Source organism: Geodermatophilaceae bacterium NBWT11 (assembly GCA_014218215.1).
Lineage (GTDB): Bacteria > Actinomycetota > Actinomycetes > Mycobacteriales > Geodermatophilaceae > Klenkia.
This window is the reverse complement of the sequence record CP043652.1, coordinates 514,584-533,049: the sequence shown is the minus strand read 5'-3', so window position 1 is coordinate 533,049 and position 18,466 is coordinate 514,584. Positions and strand designations below refer to the sequence as shown.

At 73.9% G+C, this 18,466-nt stretch carries 19 protein-coding genes; 11 read left to right on the top strand and 8 right to left on the bottom strand.

What is annotated here, in order from left to right:
* Positions 1 to 7: 7 nt before the first annotated feature.
* Entirely contained in the window at positions 8 to 310 is a 303-nt protein-coding gene (locus F1C76_02525) for a hypothetical protein (protein ID QNG35628.1), read from the bottom strand.
* 57 nt (positions 311 to 367) lie between these two features.
* Here F1C76_02525 and F1C76_02520 point away from each other — a divergent pair, with 57 nt between their 5' ends.
* From F1C76_02520 to F1C76_02480, 9 genes are all read left to right on the top strand, one after another.
* Positions 368 to 1,495 (top strand): 5-methyltetrahydropteroyltriglutamate--homocysteine S-methyltransferase, encoded by a 1,128-nt coding sequence (locus F1C76_02520; protein QNG35627.1) that lies wholly within the window; start codon positions 368 to 370, stop codon positions 1,493 to 1,495.
* Positions 1,496 to 1,613: 118 nt separating this feature from the next.
* A complete protein-coding gene (locus F1C76_02515) occupies positions 1,614 to 1,958 on the top strand; it encodes an STAS domain-containing protein (protein QNG35626.1) in 345 nt (114 codons plus the stop codon).
* Positions 1,928 to 2,914 (top strand): alpha/beta hydrolase, encoded by a 987-nt coding sequence (locus F1C76_02510; protein QNG35625.1) that lies wholly within the window; start codon positions 1,928 to 1,930, stop codon positions 2,912 to 2,914. The genes F1C76_02515 and F1C76_02510 overlap by 31 nt, the downstream gene beginning before the upstream one ends.
* A 166-nt stretch (positions 2,915 to 3,080) precedes the next feature.
* Complete coding sequence (locus F1C76_02505; GenBank protein QNG38953.1) at positions 3,081 to 3,866, top strand: ABC transporter ATP-binding protein; 786 nt, start codon at positions 3,081 to 3,083, stop codon at positions 3,864 to 3,866.
* A complete protein-coding gene (locus F1C76_02500; protein ID QNG35624.1) occupies positions 3,863 to 4,705 on the top strand; it encodes an ABC transporter ATP-binding protein in 843 nt (280 codons plus the stop codon). Before F1C76_02505 ends, F1C76_02500 begins: the two co-directional genes overlap by 4 nt.
* 101 nt (positions 4,706 to 4,806) lie before the next feature.
* Positions 4,807 to 6,579, top strand: coding sequence for a long-chain fatty acid--CoA ligase (locus tag F1C76_02495; GenBank protein QNG38952.1), 1,773 nt, complete (start codon positions 4,807 to 4,809; stop codon positions 6,577 to 6,579).
* Positions 6,576 to 7,463: a branched-chain amino acid ABC transporter permease gene (locus F1C76_02490; GenBank protein QNG35623.1), complete on the top strand. Its 888-nt coding sequence runs from the start codon at positions 6,576 to 6,578 to the stop codon at positions 7,461 to 7,463. Before F1C76_02495 ends, F1C76_02490 begins: the two co-directional genes overlap by 4 nt.
* Before the next feature lie 77 nt (positions 7,464 to 7,540).
* Positions 7,541 to 8,626, top strand: a complete 1,086-nt coding sequence (locus F1C76_02485) for a branched-chain amino acid ABC transporter permease (GenBank protein ID QNG38951.1) — start codon at positions 7,541 to 7,543, stop codon at positions 8,624 to 8,626.
* A gap of 83 nt (positions 8,627 to 8,709) precedes the next feature.
* Positions 8,710 to 10,038, top strand: a complete 1,329-nt coding sequence (locus F1C76_02480) for an ABC transporter substrate-binding protein (protein ID QNG35622.1) — start codon at positions 8,710 to 8,712, stop codon at positions 10,036 to 10,038.
* A 56-nt stretch (positions 10,039 to 10,094) separates the two neighbouring features.
* Here F1C76_02480 and F1C76_02475 read toward each other — a convergent pair whose 3' ends face one another.
* A complete protein-coding gene (locus F1C76_02475) occupies positions 10,095 to 10,979 on the bottom strand; it encodes a DUF1206 domain-containing protein (GenBank protein ID QNG35621.1) in 885 nt (294 codons plus the stop codon).
* Positions 10,976 to 11,803 (bottom strand): DUF1206 domain-containing protein, encoded by an 828-nt coding sequence (locus F1C76_02470; GenBank protein QNG35620.1) that lies wholly within the window; start codon positions 11,801 to 11,803, stop codon positions 10,976 to 10,978. The genes F1C76_02475 and F1C76_02470 overlap by 4 nt, the downstream gene beginning before the upstream one ends.
* Positions 11,804 to 11,936: 133 nt before the next feature.
* On the opposite strand from F1C76_02470, the gene F1C76_02465 reads away from it, so the two are divergent.
* Positions 11,937 to 12,269: a hypothetical protein gene (locus tag F1C76_02465; GenBank protein ID QNG35619.1), complete on the top strand. Its 333-nt coding sequence runs from the start codon at positions 11,937 to 11,939 to the stop codon at positions 12,267 to 12,269.
* 7 nt (positions 12,270 to 12,276) lie between these two features.
* On the opposite strand, the gene F1C76_02460 is transcribed toward F1C76_02465, so the two are convergent.
* Complete coding sequence (locus tag F1C76_02460; protein QNG35618.1) at positions 12,277 to 13,044, bottom strand: SseB family protein; 768 nt, start codon at positions 13,042 to 13,044, stop codon at positions 12,277 to 12,279.
* A 55-nt stretch (positions 13,045 to 13,099) separates the two neighbouring features.
* On the opposite strand from F1C76_02460, the gene F1C76_02455 reads away from it, so the two are divergent.
* Entirely contained in the window at positions 13,100 to 13,747 is a 648-nt protein-coding gene (locus F1C76_02455; GenBank protein ID QNG35617.1) for a hypothetical protein, read from the top strand.
* Positions 13,748 to 13,761: 14 nt separating this feature from the next.
* On the opposite strand, the gene F1C76_02450 is transcribed toward F1C76_02455, so the two are convergent.
* The 4 genes from F1C76_02450 to F1C76_02435 all read right to left on the bottom strand — a co-directional run bounded on the left by F1C76_02450 (position 13,762) and on the right by F1C76_02435 (position 18,466).
* Positions 13,762 to 14,757 carry a hypothetical protein gene (locus F1C76_02450; protein QNG35616.1) on the bottom strand — a complete coding sequence of 332 codons (996 nt, stop codon included), beginning with the start codon at positions 14,755 to 14,757 and terminating at the stop codon, positions 13,762 to 13,764.
* Positions 14,758 to 14,770: 13 nt separating this feature from the next.
* A complete protein-coding gene (locus F1C76_02445; GenBank protein QNG35615.1) occupies positions 14,771 to 15,937 on the bottom strand; it encodes a hypothetical protein in 1,167 nt (388 codons plus the stop codon).
* Positions 15,938 to 16,190: 253 nt separating this feature from the next.
* Positions 16,191 to 16,562, bottom strand: coding sequence for a hypothetical protein (locus F1C76_02440; GenBank protein ID QNG35614.1), 372 nt, complete (start codon positions 16,560 to 16,562; stop codon positions 16,191 to 16,193).
* Positions 16,559 to 18,466, bottom strand: coding sequence for a primary-amine oxidase (locus F1C76_02435; protein ID QNG35613.1), 1,908 nt, complete (start codon positions 18,464 to 18,466; stop codon positions 16,559 to 16,561). The genes F1C76_02440 and F1C76_02435 overlap by 4 nt, the downstream gene beginning before the upstream one ends.

The window sequence follows — 18,466 nt, the reverse complement described above, 5'->3', positions numbered from 1 at the left end:
ACGGGGGTCACCCGGTCTTCGCGGACCTCTTGGCCGCCCGCTTGGCCTTGCGTGCCTGCTCGGCCTCGTAGCGCAGCTTGTCCTTGGCCCGCTTGCCCGCGTTCGCCTCGCGGGCTGCCGCGCGCTTGCGGGCCCGGGCCAGCTCGCGCTCCTCGAAGGTGGTGCTCCTCCCGGTGCTGCCCAGGAACGACACCACCAGCAGGATGCCGCCGAAGACCAGCACGGCGGTGCCCAGGATCGGGTCGAGGAGGTAGCCGCCGAGGACGGCCAGCACCCAGACGCCGGCACCGGTCAGCACGCGCTTGCTCATGGGGCCGAGTATCCGCCCGGGACTGCGACGGGCGGCGGGGTGGGCGAGGATCGGCCGGTGACGACCTCGCTGCCCGACGGTCCGCCCTTCCGCGCCGACCACGTCGGGAGCCTGCTGCGACCGCCGTCCCTGCTCGAGGCCCGGGGCCGGTTCGCCGCCGGGGAGCTGGACGCCGACGGGCTGCGGGCCGTCGAGGACGAGGCGGTGGACGAGGTCGTCCGGATGCAGGCCGACGTCGGGCTGCAGACCGCCACGGACGGCGAGTTCCGCCGGGCGTCCTGGCACATGGACTTCATCTACGCGATCACCGGCATCTCGAAGGCCGACCAGGACCTCGCCGTCCACTTCACGAACGCCGACGGCACCCTCGACTTCACCCCGGCCGGGCTGCGGGTGGACGGTCCGCTCTCGATCGACGAGCCGGTGTTCGCCGACGACTTCGCGTTCCTGCAGGGCTCGGTGCAGCCGGCGCAGACGGCGAAGCTCACGATCCCCTCGCCCTCGATGGTCCACTACCGGGGCGGCGCGGCGGCGATCGATCCCGCCGTCTACCCCGACGAGGACGCCTTCTGGGACGCCCTGTCCGGGGCCTACCGCCAGCAGGTCGCCGGGATCGCCGCCCAGGGGTGCCGCTACCTGCAGCTCGACGACACCTCGCTGGCCTACCTCAACGACCCGGCGCAGCGGGCCGAGCTCGCCGGGCAGGGCCGGGACGCCGAGCACCAGCACGAGCGCTACATCGCCCAGATCAACGCCGCGCTGACCGGTCGGCCCGAGGGCCTGACGGTCACCACCCACATGTGCCGGGGCAACTTCCGCTCCTCCTGGGTGGCCGAGGGCGGTTACGACTTCGTCGCCGAGGCGCTGTTCGGCGGCCTGGAGGTCGACGGGTTCTTCCTGGAGTTCGACGACGCCCGCTCCGGGGGGTTCGAGCCGTTGCGCTTCGTCCCGCCGGGCAAGCGGGTCGTGCTCGGACTGGTCACCACCAAGCGGCCGGAGCTGGAGCGCAAGGACGACCTCAAGCGCCGCATCGACGAGGCCGCCCGGTACGTGCCGCTGGAGCAGCTGGCTCTGTCCCCGCAGTGCGGGTTCTCCTCGACCGTGGAGGGCAACGCGCTGACCCGGGACGAGCAGATCGCCAAGCTCGCCCTGGTCGTGGAGACGGCCGCGGAGGTGTGGGGCTGACCCGGTCCGGACCGGTCGTGCGGGCCTGGACACGGGGTGTGAGCGCGACCTAGCCTCTGCGCCAACGGTTGAGACCACAGCCGGCACTCCACGGGACCCGCACCCCGAAGGCCGACACATGACCGTCCCCGCTCCAGCGCCGCCGATGCGCGTGCACGTCGAGACCCCGACGACCTCCTCGGTGCTGGTGGTCGTCTCCGGCGACGTCGACTCCTCCACCGCGCCCGGCCTGACCGGCGCGGTGTCCGAGGCGCTGGCCCGGCCCGGTGTCGCCGAGGTCGTCGTCGACCTGCGCCGGGTGACCTTCCTGGACTCCGCGGGTCTCTGCGCCCTGGCCCGTGCGCACCGGGAGGCCCTGCGCTGCGGTCGGGTGGTGCTGCTGCGGGTCGGTGACACCCGGGCCGTGGTCCGGCCGCTGCAGATGACCGGTCTGTGGGACGCGCTGGCCCGCACCCCCGACTGACGCCGGGCGCGGTGCGCCACGATGCGCCGGTGACCTCCGACCTCCCCCCGTCCCTGCAGGACCTCGCCGCCCGGTTCGGGCACCTGCTCACCCCGCCGGCCCGCGAGGTCGGGCTGGACGCCGCGCGGGCCCGGTTCGCCGAGCTGCTGGCGCTCGGGACCGCCGGGGCCCCGGACGTCGCGACCGAGGAGCTCGCCCTCGGGGGCGGCCTGACCGCGCTGTGCCAGCGGCCGACCGCACCGGGCGGTGCGACCGTGGTGTTCTGCCACGGCGGCGGCTGGACGGTGGGCACGGCGGGGGAGTACGCCGGGCTGACCGCGCGACTGGCACAGGCGCTGGACGCCGTCGTGGTCTCGGTGGAGTTCCGCCGTGCGCCCGAGCACCCGTTCCCGGCCGCGGTGGAGGACGCCGTCGCCGGGGTGCGCTGGGCGCTCGCCCACGCCGCCGAGCTGGGCGGGGACCCCGACCGGGTGGTCGTGGCCGGGGACAGCGGCGGCGGCAACCTCGCCGCGGTGGCCTGCCAGCAGCTGCGCGACGCCGGGGGGCCGCAGCCGGCCGCCCAGTTGCTGCTCTACCCCTCCGTCGCCGCCGGCGTCGACTGGCCCTCGGTGGCCGCACACGGGACCTCGCCGTTCCTCTCCCTGGCCGACATGGGCTTCTACACCCGCGGCTACGTGCCGCGGGGCACCCCGCTGACCGACCCGCGGATCAGCCCGCTGGAGGGCGGGCTGGCCGGCCTCCCGCCGGCCCTGGTGGTCACCGCCGAGCTCGATGCGCTGCGCGACTCCGGTGGCGCATACGCCGCCGGGCTCGCCGACGCCGGGGTGCCGGTGGCGCGCCTGGACCTGGCCGGGGTGCCGCACGGGTTCGCCCACCTGGTCGCCCTGGACGCCGGCTGCGCGGACGCCCTGGAGCAGGTGTCCACAGCCGCCCGGCGGCTCCCGCCCCTCCGGTGACAGGCCGTCGGTAACGGGCGGATAACGAAACACCCCTCCGGATGCCGAACGGCGCGTCGACCCTTCCGCTGGTTCACAGCTGCCACCTAGTGTCCGGCCTCACACCACGGACGTGAGGCAGACCACGTCGTCGGTGCGTGCGACCTCCATCGACGAAGGGCGGCACGTGCTCGCAGTCAGCAACCTCGAGGTCGTCTACGACGACGTCGTGCTGGTGCTCCGGGGGGTGAGCCTCGAGGTCCCGGAGGGACAGGTCGTGGGCCTCCTGGGCGCCAACGGCGCCGGCAAGACGACCCTGCTCCGGGCGCTGTCCGGCCTCCTGGACATCCACCACGGCGCGGTCACCCGCGGCCAGATCACCCTCGACGGCGAGCGCATCGACCACCTGGACCCCCAGCAGGTCGTGGCCCGCGGTGTCAGCCAGGTGCTCGAGGGCCGCCGTGTCTTCGGGGAGTTCTCCGTCGAGGAGAACCTCCGGGTGGGCGCCCACACCAAGCCCAAGGACCGCGCCGGGAACCTGGAGCGGGTCTACGGGCTGTTCCCCCGGCTGCTCGAGCGGCGCACCCAGGCCGCGGGCTACCTCTCCGGCGGCGAGCAGCAGATGCTGGCCATGGGCCGGGCGCTGATGAGCAACCCGCGCTACCTGCTCCTGGACGAGCCGAGCCTGGGCCTGGCCCCGCAGCTGGTGGCCAACATCCGCGACCTGATCACCACGATCAACGAGCAAGGGACGACGGTCCTGCTGGTCGAGCAGAACGCCTCGATGGCGCTGTCGATCTCCGAGCACGGCTACGTGCTGGAGAACGGCCGGGTCGTGATGGACAAGCCGGCCGCCGAGCTCCTCGACGACGACGACATCAAGGAGTTCTACCTCGGCCTGGGGGCCGAGGGCGCCGAACGCAGCTTCCGCGACGTGAAGCACTACCGACGTCGGAAGCGGTGGCTGTCATGACCCACGCGGTCAGCGAGAACGTGCTCGAGGTCAGCGACGTCACCCTGCGGTTCAAGGGCGTGACGGCGATCAACGGGGTGTCCTTCACCGTCGGGCAGCAGGAGCTGTTCGCGGTGATCGGCCCCAACGGCGCGGGCAAGACCTCGATCTTCAACGTCCTGTCCGGGGTGTACCGGCCCCAGGAGGGCTCGGTGCGGTTCCGCGGCGAGGAGGTGCTCGGCCAGCGCCCGCACGTGCTGGCCGGCAAGGGCCTGGCGCGCACGTTCCAGAACATCGAGCTCTTCGAGAACCTCACCGTGGTGGACAACCTGATGCTGGGCCGGGCCCACCAGGTGTCCTACGGCGTCTTCAGCGCCGCGGCGTGGTTCGGCCGTGCCCGCAGGAGCGAGATGCGCGACCGCGCCGCGGTCGAGGAGATCGTGGACTTCCTGGAGCTCGCCTCCTACCGCCGGATGCCGGTCGGGCTGCTGCCCTACGGGATCCAGAAGCGGGTCGAGCTCGGCCGTGCCCTGGCCATGGAGCCGACCCTGCTCCTGCTGGACGAGCCGGTCGCCGGGATGAACCTGGAGGAGACCGAGGACATGGCCCGGTTCATCCTCGACATCCGCGACGAGCTGGCCATCTCGATGGTCATGGTCGAGCACGACATGGGCCTGGTCATGGACCTGGCCGACCGGATCATGGTCGTGGACTTCGGCGTCCCGATCACCACCGGCACCCCGCGCGAGGTGCAGCGCGATCCTGACGTGATCAAGGCCTACCTCGGTGAGGACCACGACACCGGCGGACGCCGCAAGAAGACCGCCGACGAGTCGGCCGTGACCGAGGAGGTCTCGTGACCACCGCCGTCGACACCACGACGACCGGCCGGACCGGGACGACGACGAGCATCGTCACCCGGGTCCGCGACCGCGCCCGGGAGACCCCGCGCGGGGTCGCCATGCGCAGCAAGCAGCTGGGCCTGTGGCGGGAGACCTCCTGGGCGGAGTACTGGGACGACGTGCAGGACGTGGCCCACGGGCTGATGGCCCTGGGCGTCGAGCGCGGGGACCGCGTGGCCATCCAGTCGGAGAACCGGCGCGAGTGGCTGTCGACCGACCTGGGCACCCTCGCCGCCGGCGCGGTCACGGTCGGGCTCTACCCCACCAACCCCGCCGCCGAGGTCGTGCACGTGCTCGCCGACTCCGGTGCGCGGGTGCTCGTCGCCGAGGACCAGGAGCAGCTGGACAAGGCCCTCGAGGTCGCCGACCGCACCCCGGACCTGCAGCACCTGGTCTACCTCGACCCCCGCGGCATCCGCGGCCGGTACACCGACCCGCGGCTGCTGCACTGGGAGGACTTCCTGGCCCTGGGCCGGGAGCACCGGGCCGCGCACCCCGACGCCGTCGACGCCTCGCTGGCCGCCACCCGGCCCGAGGACCTGATGACGCTGATCTACACCTCGGGCACCACCGGGCTGCCCAAGGGCGCGATGCTCTCGGTGGCCAACGCCGAGGCCACGATCGCCTCCTTCACCGGGGACGGCGGCCTGCTCGACCCGCCCGCGGGTCCTGCCGACCTGGCGCTGAGCTACCTGCCGCTGTGCCACGTCGCCGAGCGGATCTTCACCACCTGGAACAACGCCGCCACCGGCATCCAGGTGAACTTCGCCGAGTCGATCGACACCGTCCCGGAGAACCTCCGGGAGATCCAGCCGACCTTCTTCTTCGCCGTCCCGCGGATCTGGGAGAAGCTGCTGGCCACCGTGCAGGTGCGGCAGGCCTCGGCCAGCCCGCTCAAGCGCAACGTCGGCAACGCCGGGCTCGCCCTGGCGCGACGGGTGGGGGAGACCCTGGCCCGCACCGGGGGGAAGCACACGGTCTCCAGCCGGGTGCAGCACGCGATCGCCTGGGTGCTCGTCGTCCGGGCCCTGCGCGACCGGCTGGGCCTGCGCCGGGTGCGCTGGGCCGGGTGCGGTGCCGCCCCGGTGGCCACCGACGTCCTCCAGTTCTTCATGGGCCTGGGCGTGCCGGTGCACGAGGTCTACGGGATGACCGAGAACACCGCCTCGGCCACCGCCAACCGCCCCGGCCGGATCCGGCTGGGCACGGTCGGCGAACCGCACGACGCGGTGGAGCTGCGCATCGACGAGACCACCGGGGAGGTGCTGACCCGCGGGCCGGCCACCTTCCTCGGCTACTGGAAGCGCCCGGACGCCACCGCCGAGGCCGTCGACGCCGACGGCTGGCTGCACACCGGCGACGTCGGGGTGCTCGAGGACGGGCGGCTGCGGATCACCGACCGGATGAAGGACATCCTGATCACCGCCGGGGGCAAGAACATCGCGCCCTCGGAGATCGAGAACGCCGTCAAGGTGAGCCCGATGATCAAGGAGGCCGTGGTCATCGGCGACCGCCGGCCCTACCTCGTGGCGCTGATCGGGATCGAGCCCGACACCGTCTCCGACTGGGCCCAGCGCAACAAGATCTCCTTCACCACCTACCGCGACCTGACCGAGAAGCCCGAGGTCGTCGCGCTGGTCCAGGCCCAGGTCGACGAGGTGAACGCGAACCTCGCGACCGTCGAGCAGATCAAGGCCTTCCGGCTGCTGCCCAAGCTGCTCGACCACGAGGACGGCGAGCTCACCGCGACCCAGAAGGTCCGCCGTTCCGCGCTCGCCGAGCGCTTCGGTCCCCTCGTCGAGGGGATGTACTCGAGAGGTTCCGCCCGATGAGGGACGTCCTGCTGACCACCATCCGCGGACTGGGCTTCGGCTCGATCTACGCGATGCTCGCCGTCAGCTTCGTGATCATCTACAAGTCGTCCAAGGTGATCAGCTTCGCCCAGCCGGCGCTGATGCTCGCCGGGGCGGTGCTGGTCAGCTACCTGGCCGGCCCGGTCGGCTTCTACCTCGCGGTGCCGCTGGCCGCGATCGGCATCGCCGCGCTCGGCCTCGGGCTGGAGCGGACCACCATCCGCCCGATGATCGGCCGGCCGGTCTTCGTCGTCGCGATCATCACGCTGGGCCTGGACATCGCGATCCGGGTCGTGGTGAACGTCTTCATCGGCCCCGACGTGCGCAACGTCGGTGACCCGTGGGGCCTGAACACCGTCGACGTCGCCGGCCTCCCGGTGCAGGAGCGCTACATCGCGATGGTGGTGGTGCTGGTCGTGGTGGTCGGGGCGCTGTTCGCCTTCTTCCGCTACAGCCGCTACGGGCTGGCCATGCGGGCGGCCTCGCTGGACCAGGAGACCGCACTGGTGCAGGGGGTCTCGGTCGGTGCGATGACCGCACTGGCCTGGGCGATGGCCGGTGGTCTCGCCGCGGTCGCCGGGGCCTTCGTGGGCGCCGGCGGCGGGGTGGACCAGTCCACCTGGGTCATCGCGCTCAAGGCGTTGCCGGCGATCATCATCGGCGGCCTGGACTCCATCGAGGGCGCCGTCGTGGGCGGCCTGCTCGTCGGGATCGTGGAGTCCTTCTTCGCCAGCTACCAGGGGGAGTACCTGCCCTGGCTCGGGCAGAACTTCTCGCTGGTCTCCCCGTACGTCCTGCTGCTGGTCGTCCTGCTGGTGAAGCCCTACGGGCTGTTCGGCACCCGAGAGGTGGAACGCGTGTGACCGCGCTCGAGAACCGTCCGGCGGAGCGTGCGACGCCCGCCCCGGCCAAGGGGCGGCGCCCCTGGGGCCGCCCGGCCATGTACACCGGCTACGGCCAGGACATGGCACTGCTCAACACCGGCGCCAAGAAGGCCGCACTGGCCGTCCTGCTGGTCGTGGCCCTGCTGCTGCCCTTCGTGCTGGAGGACGAGCTGCTGCGGCTGCTGGCCACCGGTGCGGTCCTGGCCATCGGGGCGATCGGGCTCAACCTGGTCACCGGGTACGCCGGGCAGGTCAGCCTCGGGCACGCCTTCTTCCTCGGCATCGGTGCCTACACCGCGGCCGTGGTCAGCGGGGAGACCGGCGACGAGGACCTCTACGGGTTCGGCATCACGTTCATCCCGGTGTGGCTGCTGGCCGGTGGCGCGATGGCGGCGCTGGTCGGGCTGGTCGTCGCACCGCTGGCCTCCCGGCTGCGGGGGCTCTACCTGGCCATCGTGACCCTGGGTCTGGTCTTCCTCGGTGAGCACGTGTTCCGCGAGTGGGACGCGGTCACCGGCGGTGTCGGCGTGGGCCGGCCGGCCGCGGACCCGGTGCTGTTCGGGGTGGACCTCTCCCGGTCCACCGACGCGTTCAGCGCCGACCAGCAGATGTACCTGCTGATGACGGCGCTGCTGGTGCTCTTCGCGCTGCTGGGCCGCAACATCGCCCGCTCGGCGATCGGCCGCAGCTTCGCCGCCGTCCGCGACCGGGACATCGCCGCGGAGGTGACCGGGGTCGACGTCCGCAAGGCCAAGCGGCTGGCGTTCGTGATCTCCGGCTTCTACGCCGGGTGCGCCGGGGCGCTGCTGTACTCGATCTCGGGCTACCTGGACCCCAGCTCGTTCGGGCTGCTGGTCAGCGTGCAGTTCGTGGCCATGGTGTTGATCGGCGGTGTCGCGACGATCTCCGGCTCGATCATGGGCGCCTTCTTCATCGCGATCCTGCCCCGGCTGACCCGCGAGCTGCCCGAGTACCTGCCCTTCCTCTCCTCCTCGGCCACCGAGTTCCCCAACGTCTTCCAGGTGGAGACGCTGCTCTACGGGTTGCTCATCGTGGCCTTCCTGATCTTCGAGCCCCGCGGCCTGTTCGGCGTGTGGGTCCGCGCCCGGAACTACTGGAAGTCCTGGCCCTTCTCCTACTGAGAGGCCCACGCACTCCCGCCCGTCGACGACGACGGGTGGGTCACCCGACCGGCACCGACGCCGGCACGAAGGGAGCACGACAGATGAGCAGCACCACCACACGCCGGCGGGTGGCGGCGGCCTCCCTGGCCGGCCTCGCGGTCTTCGCCGCGGGTTGCCGCGGCGGCAGCGAGGACCCTGCGGACGGCGGGGGCGGCGAGGGCGGCAGCATCGCCACCGACGTCGGCGTCACCAGCGACCCCTGCCCGGAGGCGGTGAACCCGGACAACGGGTGCATCTACCTCGGCACGCTCTCCGACCTCACCGTCGGCCCGTTCGCCGCTGCCGGCCCGACGATCGTCGCCGGCCAGGAGGCGTTCTGGAACCGGGTCAACGAGGACGGCGGCATCGGCGGCTACGACGTCAACGTCAGCGAGTACGTGCGGGACAACCAGTACAACCCGCAGGTCACCAACCAGGTCTACCAGGAGATCAAGCCCGACATCCTGGGCCTGGCGCAGACCCTCGGGTCGCCCCCCACCGCCTCGATCGTGGAGGACCTGGCCGCCGAGGACATCGTCGCGGCACCCGCCGGCTGGACCTCGCTGTACCTCTTCCAGGACGTCATCCTGGAGTCCGGCCCGACCTACTGCGCCGAGGCCATGAACGGCGTGGACTACGCGGCCGAGACCTACTCCGCGGAGTCGGTGATGGCCGTGCACTACGCCGGTGACTACGGCGGGGACGCCGCCGCCGGAGCGTCGGTCGCCGCCGAGGCCAACGGTCTGGACTTCGCCAACGTGGAGACCACCGCCGGCACCGACAACCAGTCCGCCGCCGTGGCCGCCATCGTCGACCAGCAGCCCGACGTCGTCGTGGTGTCCACCGGCCCCGCCGACATGGCCACGATCGTCGGCCAGTCCGTCGCCGCCGGCTTCCAGGGCCGCTTTCTGGGCTCCTCGCCCACCTGGAACGTCGCCCTGCTGCAGAGCCCGGCCGCGCCGGCGCTGACCGCCAGCTACCAGCTGCTCGGGCCGTGGGGCCCCTGGGACACCGACAGCCCCGGCCACGAGGCCATGCGTGAGGCTGCCGGCGACACCACGCCCAACGAGTTCTTCCTGTCCGGCTGGGTCTGGTCCTACCCGATGAAGGCCGCCCTCGAGGCTGCTGCGGACTCCGGCGACCTGACCCGTGAGGGTCTGGCCACCGCGTCGGCCGCGCTCGAGTCGGTCGACTACGAGGGCATCCTCCCCGAGGGGTCGGGCAACTACGCCAACGGCGGGGACGCCGCTGCGGTCCGCACCACCCAGCTCTCCGACGTCAGCGCGGACGCCTCCACCGGCGTCACGGTGGCCGAGGCCGACCTGGAGGGCTCGACCGCCGAGGGCTACGAGTTCACCGAGCCCTGCTACGAGGCGATCGACCTCGGCTGATCCACCGGCACCCCCTGCTGCGGCCGGTCTCCCTCGGGAGGCCGGCCGCAGTGCTGTCAGCTGGAGGGGTCGCGGTCGGGGTAGCGGGCCCGGGCCAGGGCGTAGACGCCGAAGGCGGCGAAGCCCAGGGCGACCGCGGTGAGCAGCCACTGTCCGGTGGGGACCGAGCCGATGGCGTTGATCGCGCCGTCCAGCCCGGTCGCGGTGGACACGTCGGAGGTGACCGCGGCGAAGACCACCAGCCCGCCGGCGACGCCGAAGGCGACCCCCTTGGCCACGTAGCCGACCCGGCCCAGGCCCTCGATGGTCGGCTCGTAGCGATCGGGGGCGGCGTCGAGGTCGACGTCCTTCATGAAGCCGCCGGTGATCCCGCGCAGCACCAGGTACCCGCCCACGCCGATGACGACGAGGCCGATGGCGCCCACCAGCCAGTTGCCCAGCGGCACGCCCAGCACGTCGTCGGTGAGGTCCTGGGTGTTCTCCGCGGCGTCGTACTCGGCGCCGACGGCGAAGACCAGCGCGAGGACGGCGAAGAACCCGTACACCCCGGCCTTGGCCAGGCACTTCGCGCAGACGAAGGCGGCCTTCGCGCGGTGCTCGGGGTCCAGCAGCCCGGTCCACCAGCGGAGCACCTCCCCGGCCTGCCAGACCGCCAGGCTCAGCAGGCCCAGGCCGAGCACCCAGAGCAGCACCAGCCCGCCGGGGCTCGAGCCCAGGGTGCGCAGCGCCCCGGCCTGGTCGGCGTCGGCGGCATCGGGGTTGATCCGCCAGGCCACGGTGAACGCCAGCCAGCCGATGGTGAAGTGCATGAGGGCGTACGCGATCAGCCCGACCCGGGCCAGGCGCTCGAGCCACGGGTGGTCGGTGACCTCGCGGGCGTGCCGGACGGCCCGCAGGACCGTGCTGAGCACCCGGCGGAGCGGGGGAGCGGTGCCGGTCACGACCGCTGCGGGTACCGGGCGCGGAAGAAGCAGAAGACACCGAACGCGGCGATGCCCAGCGCCACCAGGGTCAGCAGCCCCTGCCCGAAGGGGGCCTCCAGCACGGTGTGCATCGCGCCGTCCAGGCCGGTGGACTGCGACGGGTCGACCGTGACCGCGGCGTAGCCGAGCAGCCCGCCGACCACGACGAACGCGATGCCCTTGGCGACGTAGCCGACCCGACCGAGCCGCTCGACCACGCGGACCTGCTGCGCGGGGGCGTCGGCGGTGTCGATCTCCTTCATGAAGGAGCCCTTCAGGCCCTTGACCACCTGGTAGACACCCACGCCGATGACGACGAGCGCACCGAGCCCGACCAGGTACCGCCCGCCGGGCAGCCCGAAGACCCCGGCGGTGGCCTGCTGCTGGTCCCCGGAGCTCGAGGACCCGCTGCCGGTGGCGAACCGCAGCGCGCTGACGGCCAGGAAGCCGTAGACGACCACCTTGGCCACGCACTTCACGATGCCGACGACGGCCTCCTTCCTCGCGTCTCCCGCGCCGCCGAGCCGGCCGAGGAAGGGCAGCACGGAGGCGGCCTGCCAGAGCGCCAGGGCGATCAGTCCGAGGCCGAGCACCCACAGCAGCGGGGTGCCGAACGGCTCTTCGGCCAGGGTCTGCAGCGCGCCGGACTGGTCGGCCGACCCGCCCCCGCCGCCCCAGGCCAGCTGCAGTGCCAGCCAGGCGATGAGCAGGTGGACCAGGCCGTAGGCGAGCAGCCCGACCCGGGCCAGGTGCTGGAGGGCGTCGGAGTCACCGGCCTGCCGGGCCTTCTGCTGGGCGGTCATGGTGGCTCCTCCTCGTCGTTCCCCCGGTGCCGCTGGAGCGTGGCACACGGGCATCACCCCCGCCGGGCCGTGGGACGCTGTGCCCTCGGGTTCCCGGTCGGGCGTCCGCTCCCCGGCAGGCCGGAGCACGCCCGTGCGCACGACCAGGTTCGTCTTCAGCTGCCACCGCGACGCCGGTGGGGCGCTGACGGCGGTGTGCGGCGGGGCACACCAGGACTGGTCGCCGCGCGAGGTGGCCGACGTCGCGGCGGACATCGAGACCGGGGTGCACTACGCCGTCCCGTGGTCGCAGGGCCCGATCGCCGTGGAGGTCCGGGGTGACGGCGCAGGGCGCCGGTGGCTGCACAGCAGCGGCCGGCGCGACGACGCCAACGAGCTCGACGCGCTGGCGACCTGCACCCGGCACGGGGACGTGCCCACCGCCGAGCAGGCCGTGCGCACCGCGGGGCGTCCCCGGCGCGGCTGAGTCCCGCTCAACCGCCCAGGACGCGGCGCAGCTCAGCGGGGGTGAGCGTCGCCGAGGGGCCGGCCGGGTCCAGCACCAGGCCGGGACGGCCGTCGTCGAGCACCCGCTGCAGGAACGCCCGGAGGGGTCGGACCGCGGACGCCGACCCGGGGAGGACCGCCTCGACCTCCAGGGACGAGGTGAACGCCAGCGCCGCGGCCCGCCCGTCGGGCAGCCGGGCCGTCAGCACCGGGGAGCCCTCGCGGGGGGCGGTGACGGCCTCCAGGAGCAACGCGTCGTCGTCGAGCTGGTGGCCCAGCACGCGCAGCAGCAGCTCGTGGTCGCCGACCACCAGCGCCTCCTTGACCGGTGTGTTGCGTCGTCCGCGCAGCACCGCCGCCAGCTCGGCGGGCCGCAGGACCAGGCACGCCCCGGCCGGGTCGACGGCCAGGCCGGTGCCGGGTGCGCGGGTGACCAGGTCCAGCACACCGACCGCGGTGGGGGCCACGACCTCGGGCGCGGCCACCCCGGTGTGGGCGACCACCGCGGCCAGGTCGGTGTAGGCGAAGGCCACCGGGGAGCCGTCGGTGGTCTGCCCGCCGCTGATGGAGAACGGTGCCCCGTCGTCGGGGTCGCGGACGGCGCGCGTGACGTCGGTGAGCAGCCGCCCCTGCAGCAGGGTGCGGACGGCGAGCACCCAGTGCTGCCGGTCCCGGGAGGCCTCGAAGGCGGCCAGGGCCTGCTGGGCGTGCCGGTTGCGGACGTCGGGCACGGGGGCGCTCTCGGGGTCGGGCATCGCCGTCGAGTCTGCCCCGGCCCGGCCGCGCCGTCGGATGGGGGACACTGGAGCGGTGACGACGTCTGCCCAGCGCCCCACCCCTGCCGCCACCCCCGCGGCGACGGACTCCCCGGCCCAGGCCCGCCGGTCCTGGCCGTGGCTGGTGGCCCAGGGCGGCCTCCTCGTCCTGCTCGGGCTGACCGCGGTCCTGTGGGCCGGCGGTGGCGCCCGGGTGCTGCTGGCCGGGGTCGGTGCGCTCGGCGTGGTCCGCGGGGTGACCGCGCTGCGGGCCGGTCGCGCCGGCCTGGTCGACCGGCAGGCCGCCGTCGTCGGCGCCGGCGCGGCCTGGGCCGGGCTGGTCGGCATCGGCCTGGCGCTGTTCCCGTCCCCGGTCGCCGGGTGGGCCTGCGTGGCCCTGCTCGTCCTCGCCCTCGGCGCCCTGGTGGCCCGGGCCGACGCCGCCCGCCGCACCCGTGCCCTGCTCGTCTCCGGGCTCGCCGTCGCCGCCCTCGCGGTCGGCACCGTGCTCGCCGGCCCCGCCTGGCTGACCGCGTCGGCCGTCGTCGCGGTGGGCGTGGCCGCCGCCGTGCTCGGTGTGCTCACCGGGCTGGCCGCCCTCGCGGTGCGCCGCGTCGCCGCGACCCCGGAGCCGGTCGCTCCGGCCGGGTGCGGCGGCTGCGCGTGCGGCGCCGGTGGCTGCGGGGGCCTGCAGCGCGGCTGACCCGCCGCCCCCACTCAGCCCAGCAGCCACACCACCGGCGAGTCGCCCCGGGCGCCGCCGGCCACCCAGCCGCCGGAGCCGTCGGCGACCAGCGAGGTCACCGCCACCCCGTTGCCGAGCACGAACGCCGAGCGCTGCTGCCCGTCGCCGACCACCACCCGTGCGGTGCCGGCGTCCTGGACCGCCACGGCGACCGCCTCCCCGGCCACGGCGAGGTCCACCGCCCGACCGGGGCCGAGGTCCACCGGTTCCCCGTCCGTCGTCTCCAGCCAGGCCCGCTCGTCGCGGGTGGTCGCAGCCAGCACCGTGTCGTCCCGCAGGCCCAGGCTCGCGACCGCGCCGGCCAGGGGGTGGGTGCGCGGCACGGTCACCGCGCCGGGCACGGTGACGTCCAGCCAGGTCAGCGTGGTCGCACCGGCCCCGTCGACGGTGGCGACGACCAGCGCCGTCCTCGACCCGGTGCGCAGCACGGCGAGGTCGGCGACCGTGACGGGCGGCCCGGTCGCGGTCGCCGGGAACGGCAGCGGGACGTCGGTGGCCACGACGTCCCCGCTGAGCACGGCGAGCGTCACCGGTCCGCCCGGGGCGGCCGGGCCGCTGACAGCGAAGCTGTCGCCCCCGTCGGTGCCCAGCTGGGGGCCGCCGCCGGCGGCGGCGAGCTCGGCGAGCACCCGGACCTGTCCGGTGTCCCGGTCCATGCCCAGCACGGTGTCGGGCGCCTGGGTGGCGGCCAGGAGCGTGCCGCGGACCTCCAGCAGCTCGGTGGGCCGGCCGGCGACCGGGGCGGCCACCCCCGCGGCGAGCGGGTCGCGGTCCAGCACCACCAGCAGCAGGCCCGCGTCGTTCCCGGTCAGGGCGTGCACCTGCCCCTCGACCAGCGCCAGGTCCGCGACCGGCAGCGAACCGGGCAGCACCAGCAGCCGGGGGGCCCGCGGCGCGGCGTCGTCCCCGGCCGGCCCGGTGCAGCCGACCAGGAGCAGAGCCGCCGCGAGGGCCAAGACCCGGCGCACGGTCAGGTCCGACTCAGCCGAGGGTCCACAGCAGGCTCTCCCCGTCGCAGGTGCCGGCGACCAGGAAGCCGCCGTCGGGGTCGGCCGTCACGGCCAGCGCGTCGCCGGTGCCGCTGCACAGCTCCAGGGTGGTCGGGTCCGCGTCGCCGGGCGGGGTGAGCACCACGGTGGGCGAGCCCTGGTCCAGCAGGGCGACGAGCACCCCGGACTCTCCGACGGCCAGACCGGCGGCGCGGCCCCCGGGGTCGGTGGTGAGCGGACGGGACTCCTGTCCGCCGGTGGCCAGGTCGGGCTGCACGAGGGCCAGGCCCTGCGCCGGGTCGTCGAGCAGGGCGACCGGCGCGCCGTCGGCGTCGGTGGTGACGGCGACCAGCGGGGCACGGTCGTCCCCGGGCTGCACGTCCACCGGGTCGCCGACGGGCTCCAGGTCGGCGTCCAGCCCGACCAGCACCGACGCCGACCCCTCGGCGGCGTCCACGGTGAGGCCGAGGACGAGGCCGCCGTCGCCGGTGGACGCCAGGCCGGCCAGCTCCAGCGCGGTCGGGTCGGCGACGCCCGGGTCGACCTCGGCGGTGTCGAGGACCTCCCCGGTGCCCGGGTCCAGGGCGAACACGGTGGCCCCGACCGCGTCGGTGTCCTCGACGAGGACGTAGAGCGTCGCGCCGTCCGTGCTGGCGGCCGCGAACAGCGGAACGCCGCGGGGGGCGGTCTCCCCGGGCTGCAGGGGGACGGGCTGGGCGGCCGGGCCGTTGCCGTTGGGCACCTGACCGTCGTCGAACGGGTAGAGGCCCAGGACCGGGTCGGGGCTGACCGGGTCGGCGGTGAGCGTCACGCCCACGGGCCCGTCGTCGGTGGTCACCAGGTCGCCGACGACGGTGCCGGTGACCGACGTCGTGCCGCCGGACGCCACCACGGTGGCCCCCGTCGAGGTCAGCACCAGCGTCACGGGCGACCCGTCGGGGTCCAGCACCACGCGGGCGCCGGTGACCGTGTCGGCGTCGACGGCCAGGTCGGTCTCCTCGGTGACCGCGAGGCCGGTCGAGGGGGCCGACGTGGTGGTGGTCGGCGCGGACGAGGAGGGGGTGCTCGTCGGGTCGGCAGTGTCCCGGTCGGCGAAGGAGGTGCAGCCGGCGCTCAGGCACAGGAGGCCGGCCAGGGGGATCAGTCGCGTGCGGGTCACCGGCTCATCCTCGCCGCTGTCGGGTCGTCGAGGTGTGACACCGGGGTGGATCGGTGCGGGATCGCAACCGTCGGTTCACCGATTCGTCATGACGTGTGCCTACCGTCGTGCACGTCACACCTCGACCACCCGCTGGGGGACCCCGTGCGCACTCTCGAACGCGGCGCCTGGACCTGCGCCAACTGCCCCACCACCAACGAGTCCCACCGCAAGCGCTGCACCGACTGCGGCACGACCCGGCACTGACGCCGGCTCAGCGGCGCAGCAGCGCCACCGCGGCCAGGACCAGCTGCACGGTGACCAGGGCCAGCCCGGCCACCACCGTCGACGAGGGACCGTGCGCCATCCCGTCGTGACCACCGCCGGCCACCATCGGGGCGTGCACGGCCAGCATCCCGGCGTCCACCAGGGCGCTCAGCGCCCACACCTGCCCCGACGGCGCCCGCCACAGGTGCCAGGCGCACGGCAGACACGCCAGCGCCATCACCGCCATGGCGACGGCGGAGAGCTCCCCGCTCGCGGCGAGCAGCAGGTGCACCCCGGCCGAGCCGACCGCGAGCACCGCGGCGGCCCGGCCGAGGGCGATGGCCCGGGTGGACCCGGTCAGGGGCAGGGTCGCCGTCACCCCTTGCCCTGGCAGTGCGCGGACGTCGAGGCCGGGACCCCCAGCGCGGGGTTGGCGTCGAAGAACCCGACCGGCTTGAGCACGAACCCGGCGTAGTCGGTGGGCATGACCGGCCAGTCCTCCGGGCGCGGGAAGTGGGTCAGCCCGAACGTGTGCCACAGGACGACGTCGGCGTCCTCCAGCGGGGCGTCGCCCTCGATGAACGCCGGCAGGCCGGCGGCACCGGGGTGCTGGTTGACGAAGTCCCCGGCGGGATAACGCTCGGCCGGGTCGTACTCGGTCACCCACAGCGACTTCGTGGCGAACGTCGCCCGCTGGTGGATCGAGGAGCTGTCGTCGGCGAGCAGGACCGGGGCGTTCTCCGGGTGCAGCGCGTACCCGACCGGCTGGCCCAGCCGGTTGGTCTTGTTCGGGTTGACCACGTGCCAGGTGCGGCCCTTCGTGGCGTCGGTGCTCCGGCCGCCCTCGGACTCCCGGGTGACCGGGGTGAGCGAGCGGGTGAAGGCGTTGCCGTAGGGGTTGGTGTCGCTCACCGGCACCCGGACGGCGTCCACCTCGTGCACGGTGTTGCCCGAGCCGTCGGCGGCGTCCACGGCCATGTCCAGCCGGGCGGAGAACAGGTGCTGGTGGAACGGGGCGCCCAGCCCGGGGGCGATCTCGGTGGCGTAGGGGTGCTCCTCGCCGCGGTAGGCCGAGGTGAAGACGACGCCGGTGGCCTTGGACTCCAGCTGGATCGTGCCGTCGGTGTAGAGGTACCAGTAGAAGCCGTAGTCGTAGTTGCCGATCGTGGTGAAGAAGCTGATCACCAGCCGGCGCGAGCGCCGCGTCTCGGCCATCCCGGTGAACATGTCGGTGTGCTTCCACCCGACGCCGTAGTCCTCCTCGTGCAGGCAGATGGCGTTGCGCATCACCCGGGGCGCCCCGGTCTCGTCGGCGATGGTGGCGTCGAAGTACTGGATGTCGCCCAGGCAGTCGCAGCCCAGCTCGAGGGAGTTGGTGTACCGGGCGAAGAGGTACTCGCCGGTGTCGAAGTAGTTCTGCCAGAACCGCACCGGTGAGGGGTCGGCGTAGGGCACGACCATCTCGGCGATCGATGCGCGGTGCACCACCGAGCGGCCGTCGATGGACAGCTGGTTGAGCGTCAGGCCCTCGCGCACGTCGAAGCCGACCCGGAACTCCCAGCCGGCCCAGCGGACGACGTCGTCCTCGACGGTGAACGAGCGGCCCTCGGGCTGGGTGATCTCGATCGGCTTCAGGTCGCGCGGCGTGCCCTCCAGCGACGCCCGCTCGGCGGGCACCGGCAGGTCGAAGTGGTCGTGCACCGCCGTGGTCACACCGCGGGTGATGTCGACGTAGGCGACGACGCCGTCCACCGGGTGCGCCCACGGCAGGTCCTGCGGGTCGGCCTGGTGGAAGCCGAGCACCCGGACGACGCGGTGGCCGTGCTCCTCGGGGAAGTAGGACCCGGCCGACAGCGGCACCGCGCGCACGTCGGCGACGTCCAGCCCGCGCTTGGCCATCGCGGCCAGCCAGCCCTCGTCGGTGGCCAGGATCGGCTCGATGGCCTCGAACTCGGCGTCGGTGATCGGCACCTGGCCGTCGGCGACGCCGTCGATCTCGGTGTCCCGGACGACGGTGCCCGCGGTGACCGAGACGAGCACGTCGCGCCCGGAGCCGGTGGCCCGGTCCAACAGCAGCAGGCGCAGCCGACGCTCGACCTGCGCGCCCGGGACGAACTCCAGCACGTCGCGCTTGTGCGGCTCCTCCAGCCCGACGTAGACGAACACGGTGCTGGGCTGCACCAGGCCGGCGTCGGTGACGATCGAGCGGGCGGTGTCGACCTCCTCGGCCGACATCCGGGAGAGCGGGTGGGTGGCGGTGGTGCGGTTCTCCGTGGTGGTCAT

Bases quoted from the DNA above. Each gene is read 5' to 3' on its own strand.
- F1C76_02525 (QNG35628.1), bottom strand. From the start codon at position 310: ATGAGCAAGCGCGTGCTGACCGGTGCCGGCGTCTGGGTGCTGGCCGTC.
- F1C76_02515 (QNG35626.1), top strand. From the start codon at position 1,614: ATGACCGTCCCCGCTCCAGCGCCGCCGATGCGCGTGCACGTCGAGACC.
- F1C76_02500 (QNG35624.1), top strand. From the start codon at position 3,863: ATGACCCACGCGGTCAGCGAGAACGTGCTCGAGGTCAGCGACGTCACC.
- F1C76_02495 (QNG38952.1), top strand. From the start codon at position 4,807: ATGCGCAGCAAGCAGCTGGGCCTGTGGCGGGAGACCTCCTGGGCGGAG.
- F1C76_02490 (QNG35623.1), top strand. From the start codon at position 6,576: ATGAGGGACGTCCTGCTGACCACCATCCGCGGACTGGGCTTCGGCTCG.
- F1C76_02485 (QNG38951.1), top strand. From the start codon at position 7,541: ATGTACACCGGCTACGGCCAGGACATGGCACTGCTCAACACCGGCGCC.
- F1C76_02480 (QNG35622.1), top strand. From the start codon at position 8,710: ATGAGCAGCACCACCACACGCCGGCGGGTGGCGGCGGCCTCCCTGGCC.
- F1C76_02470 (QNG35620.1), bottom strand. From the start codon at position 11,803: ATGACCGCCCAGCAGAAGGCCCGGCAGGCCGGTGACTCCGACGCCCTC.
- F1C76_02460 (QNG35618.1), bottom strand. From the start codon at position 13,044: ATGCCCGACCCCGAGAGCGCCCCCGTGCCCGACGTCCGCAACCGGCAC.
- F1C76_02435 (QNG35613.1), bottom strand. From the start codon at position 18,466: ATGACCACCACGGAGAACCGCACCACCGCCACCCACCCGCTCTCCCGG.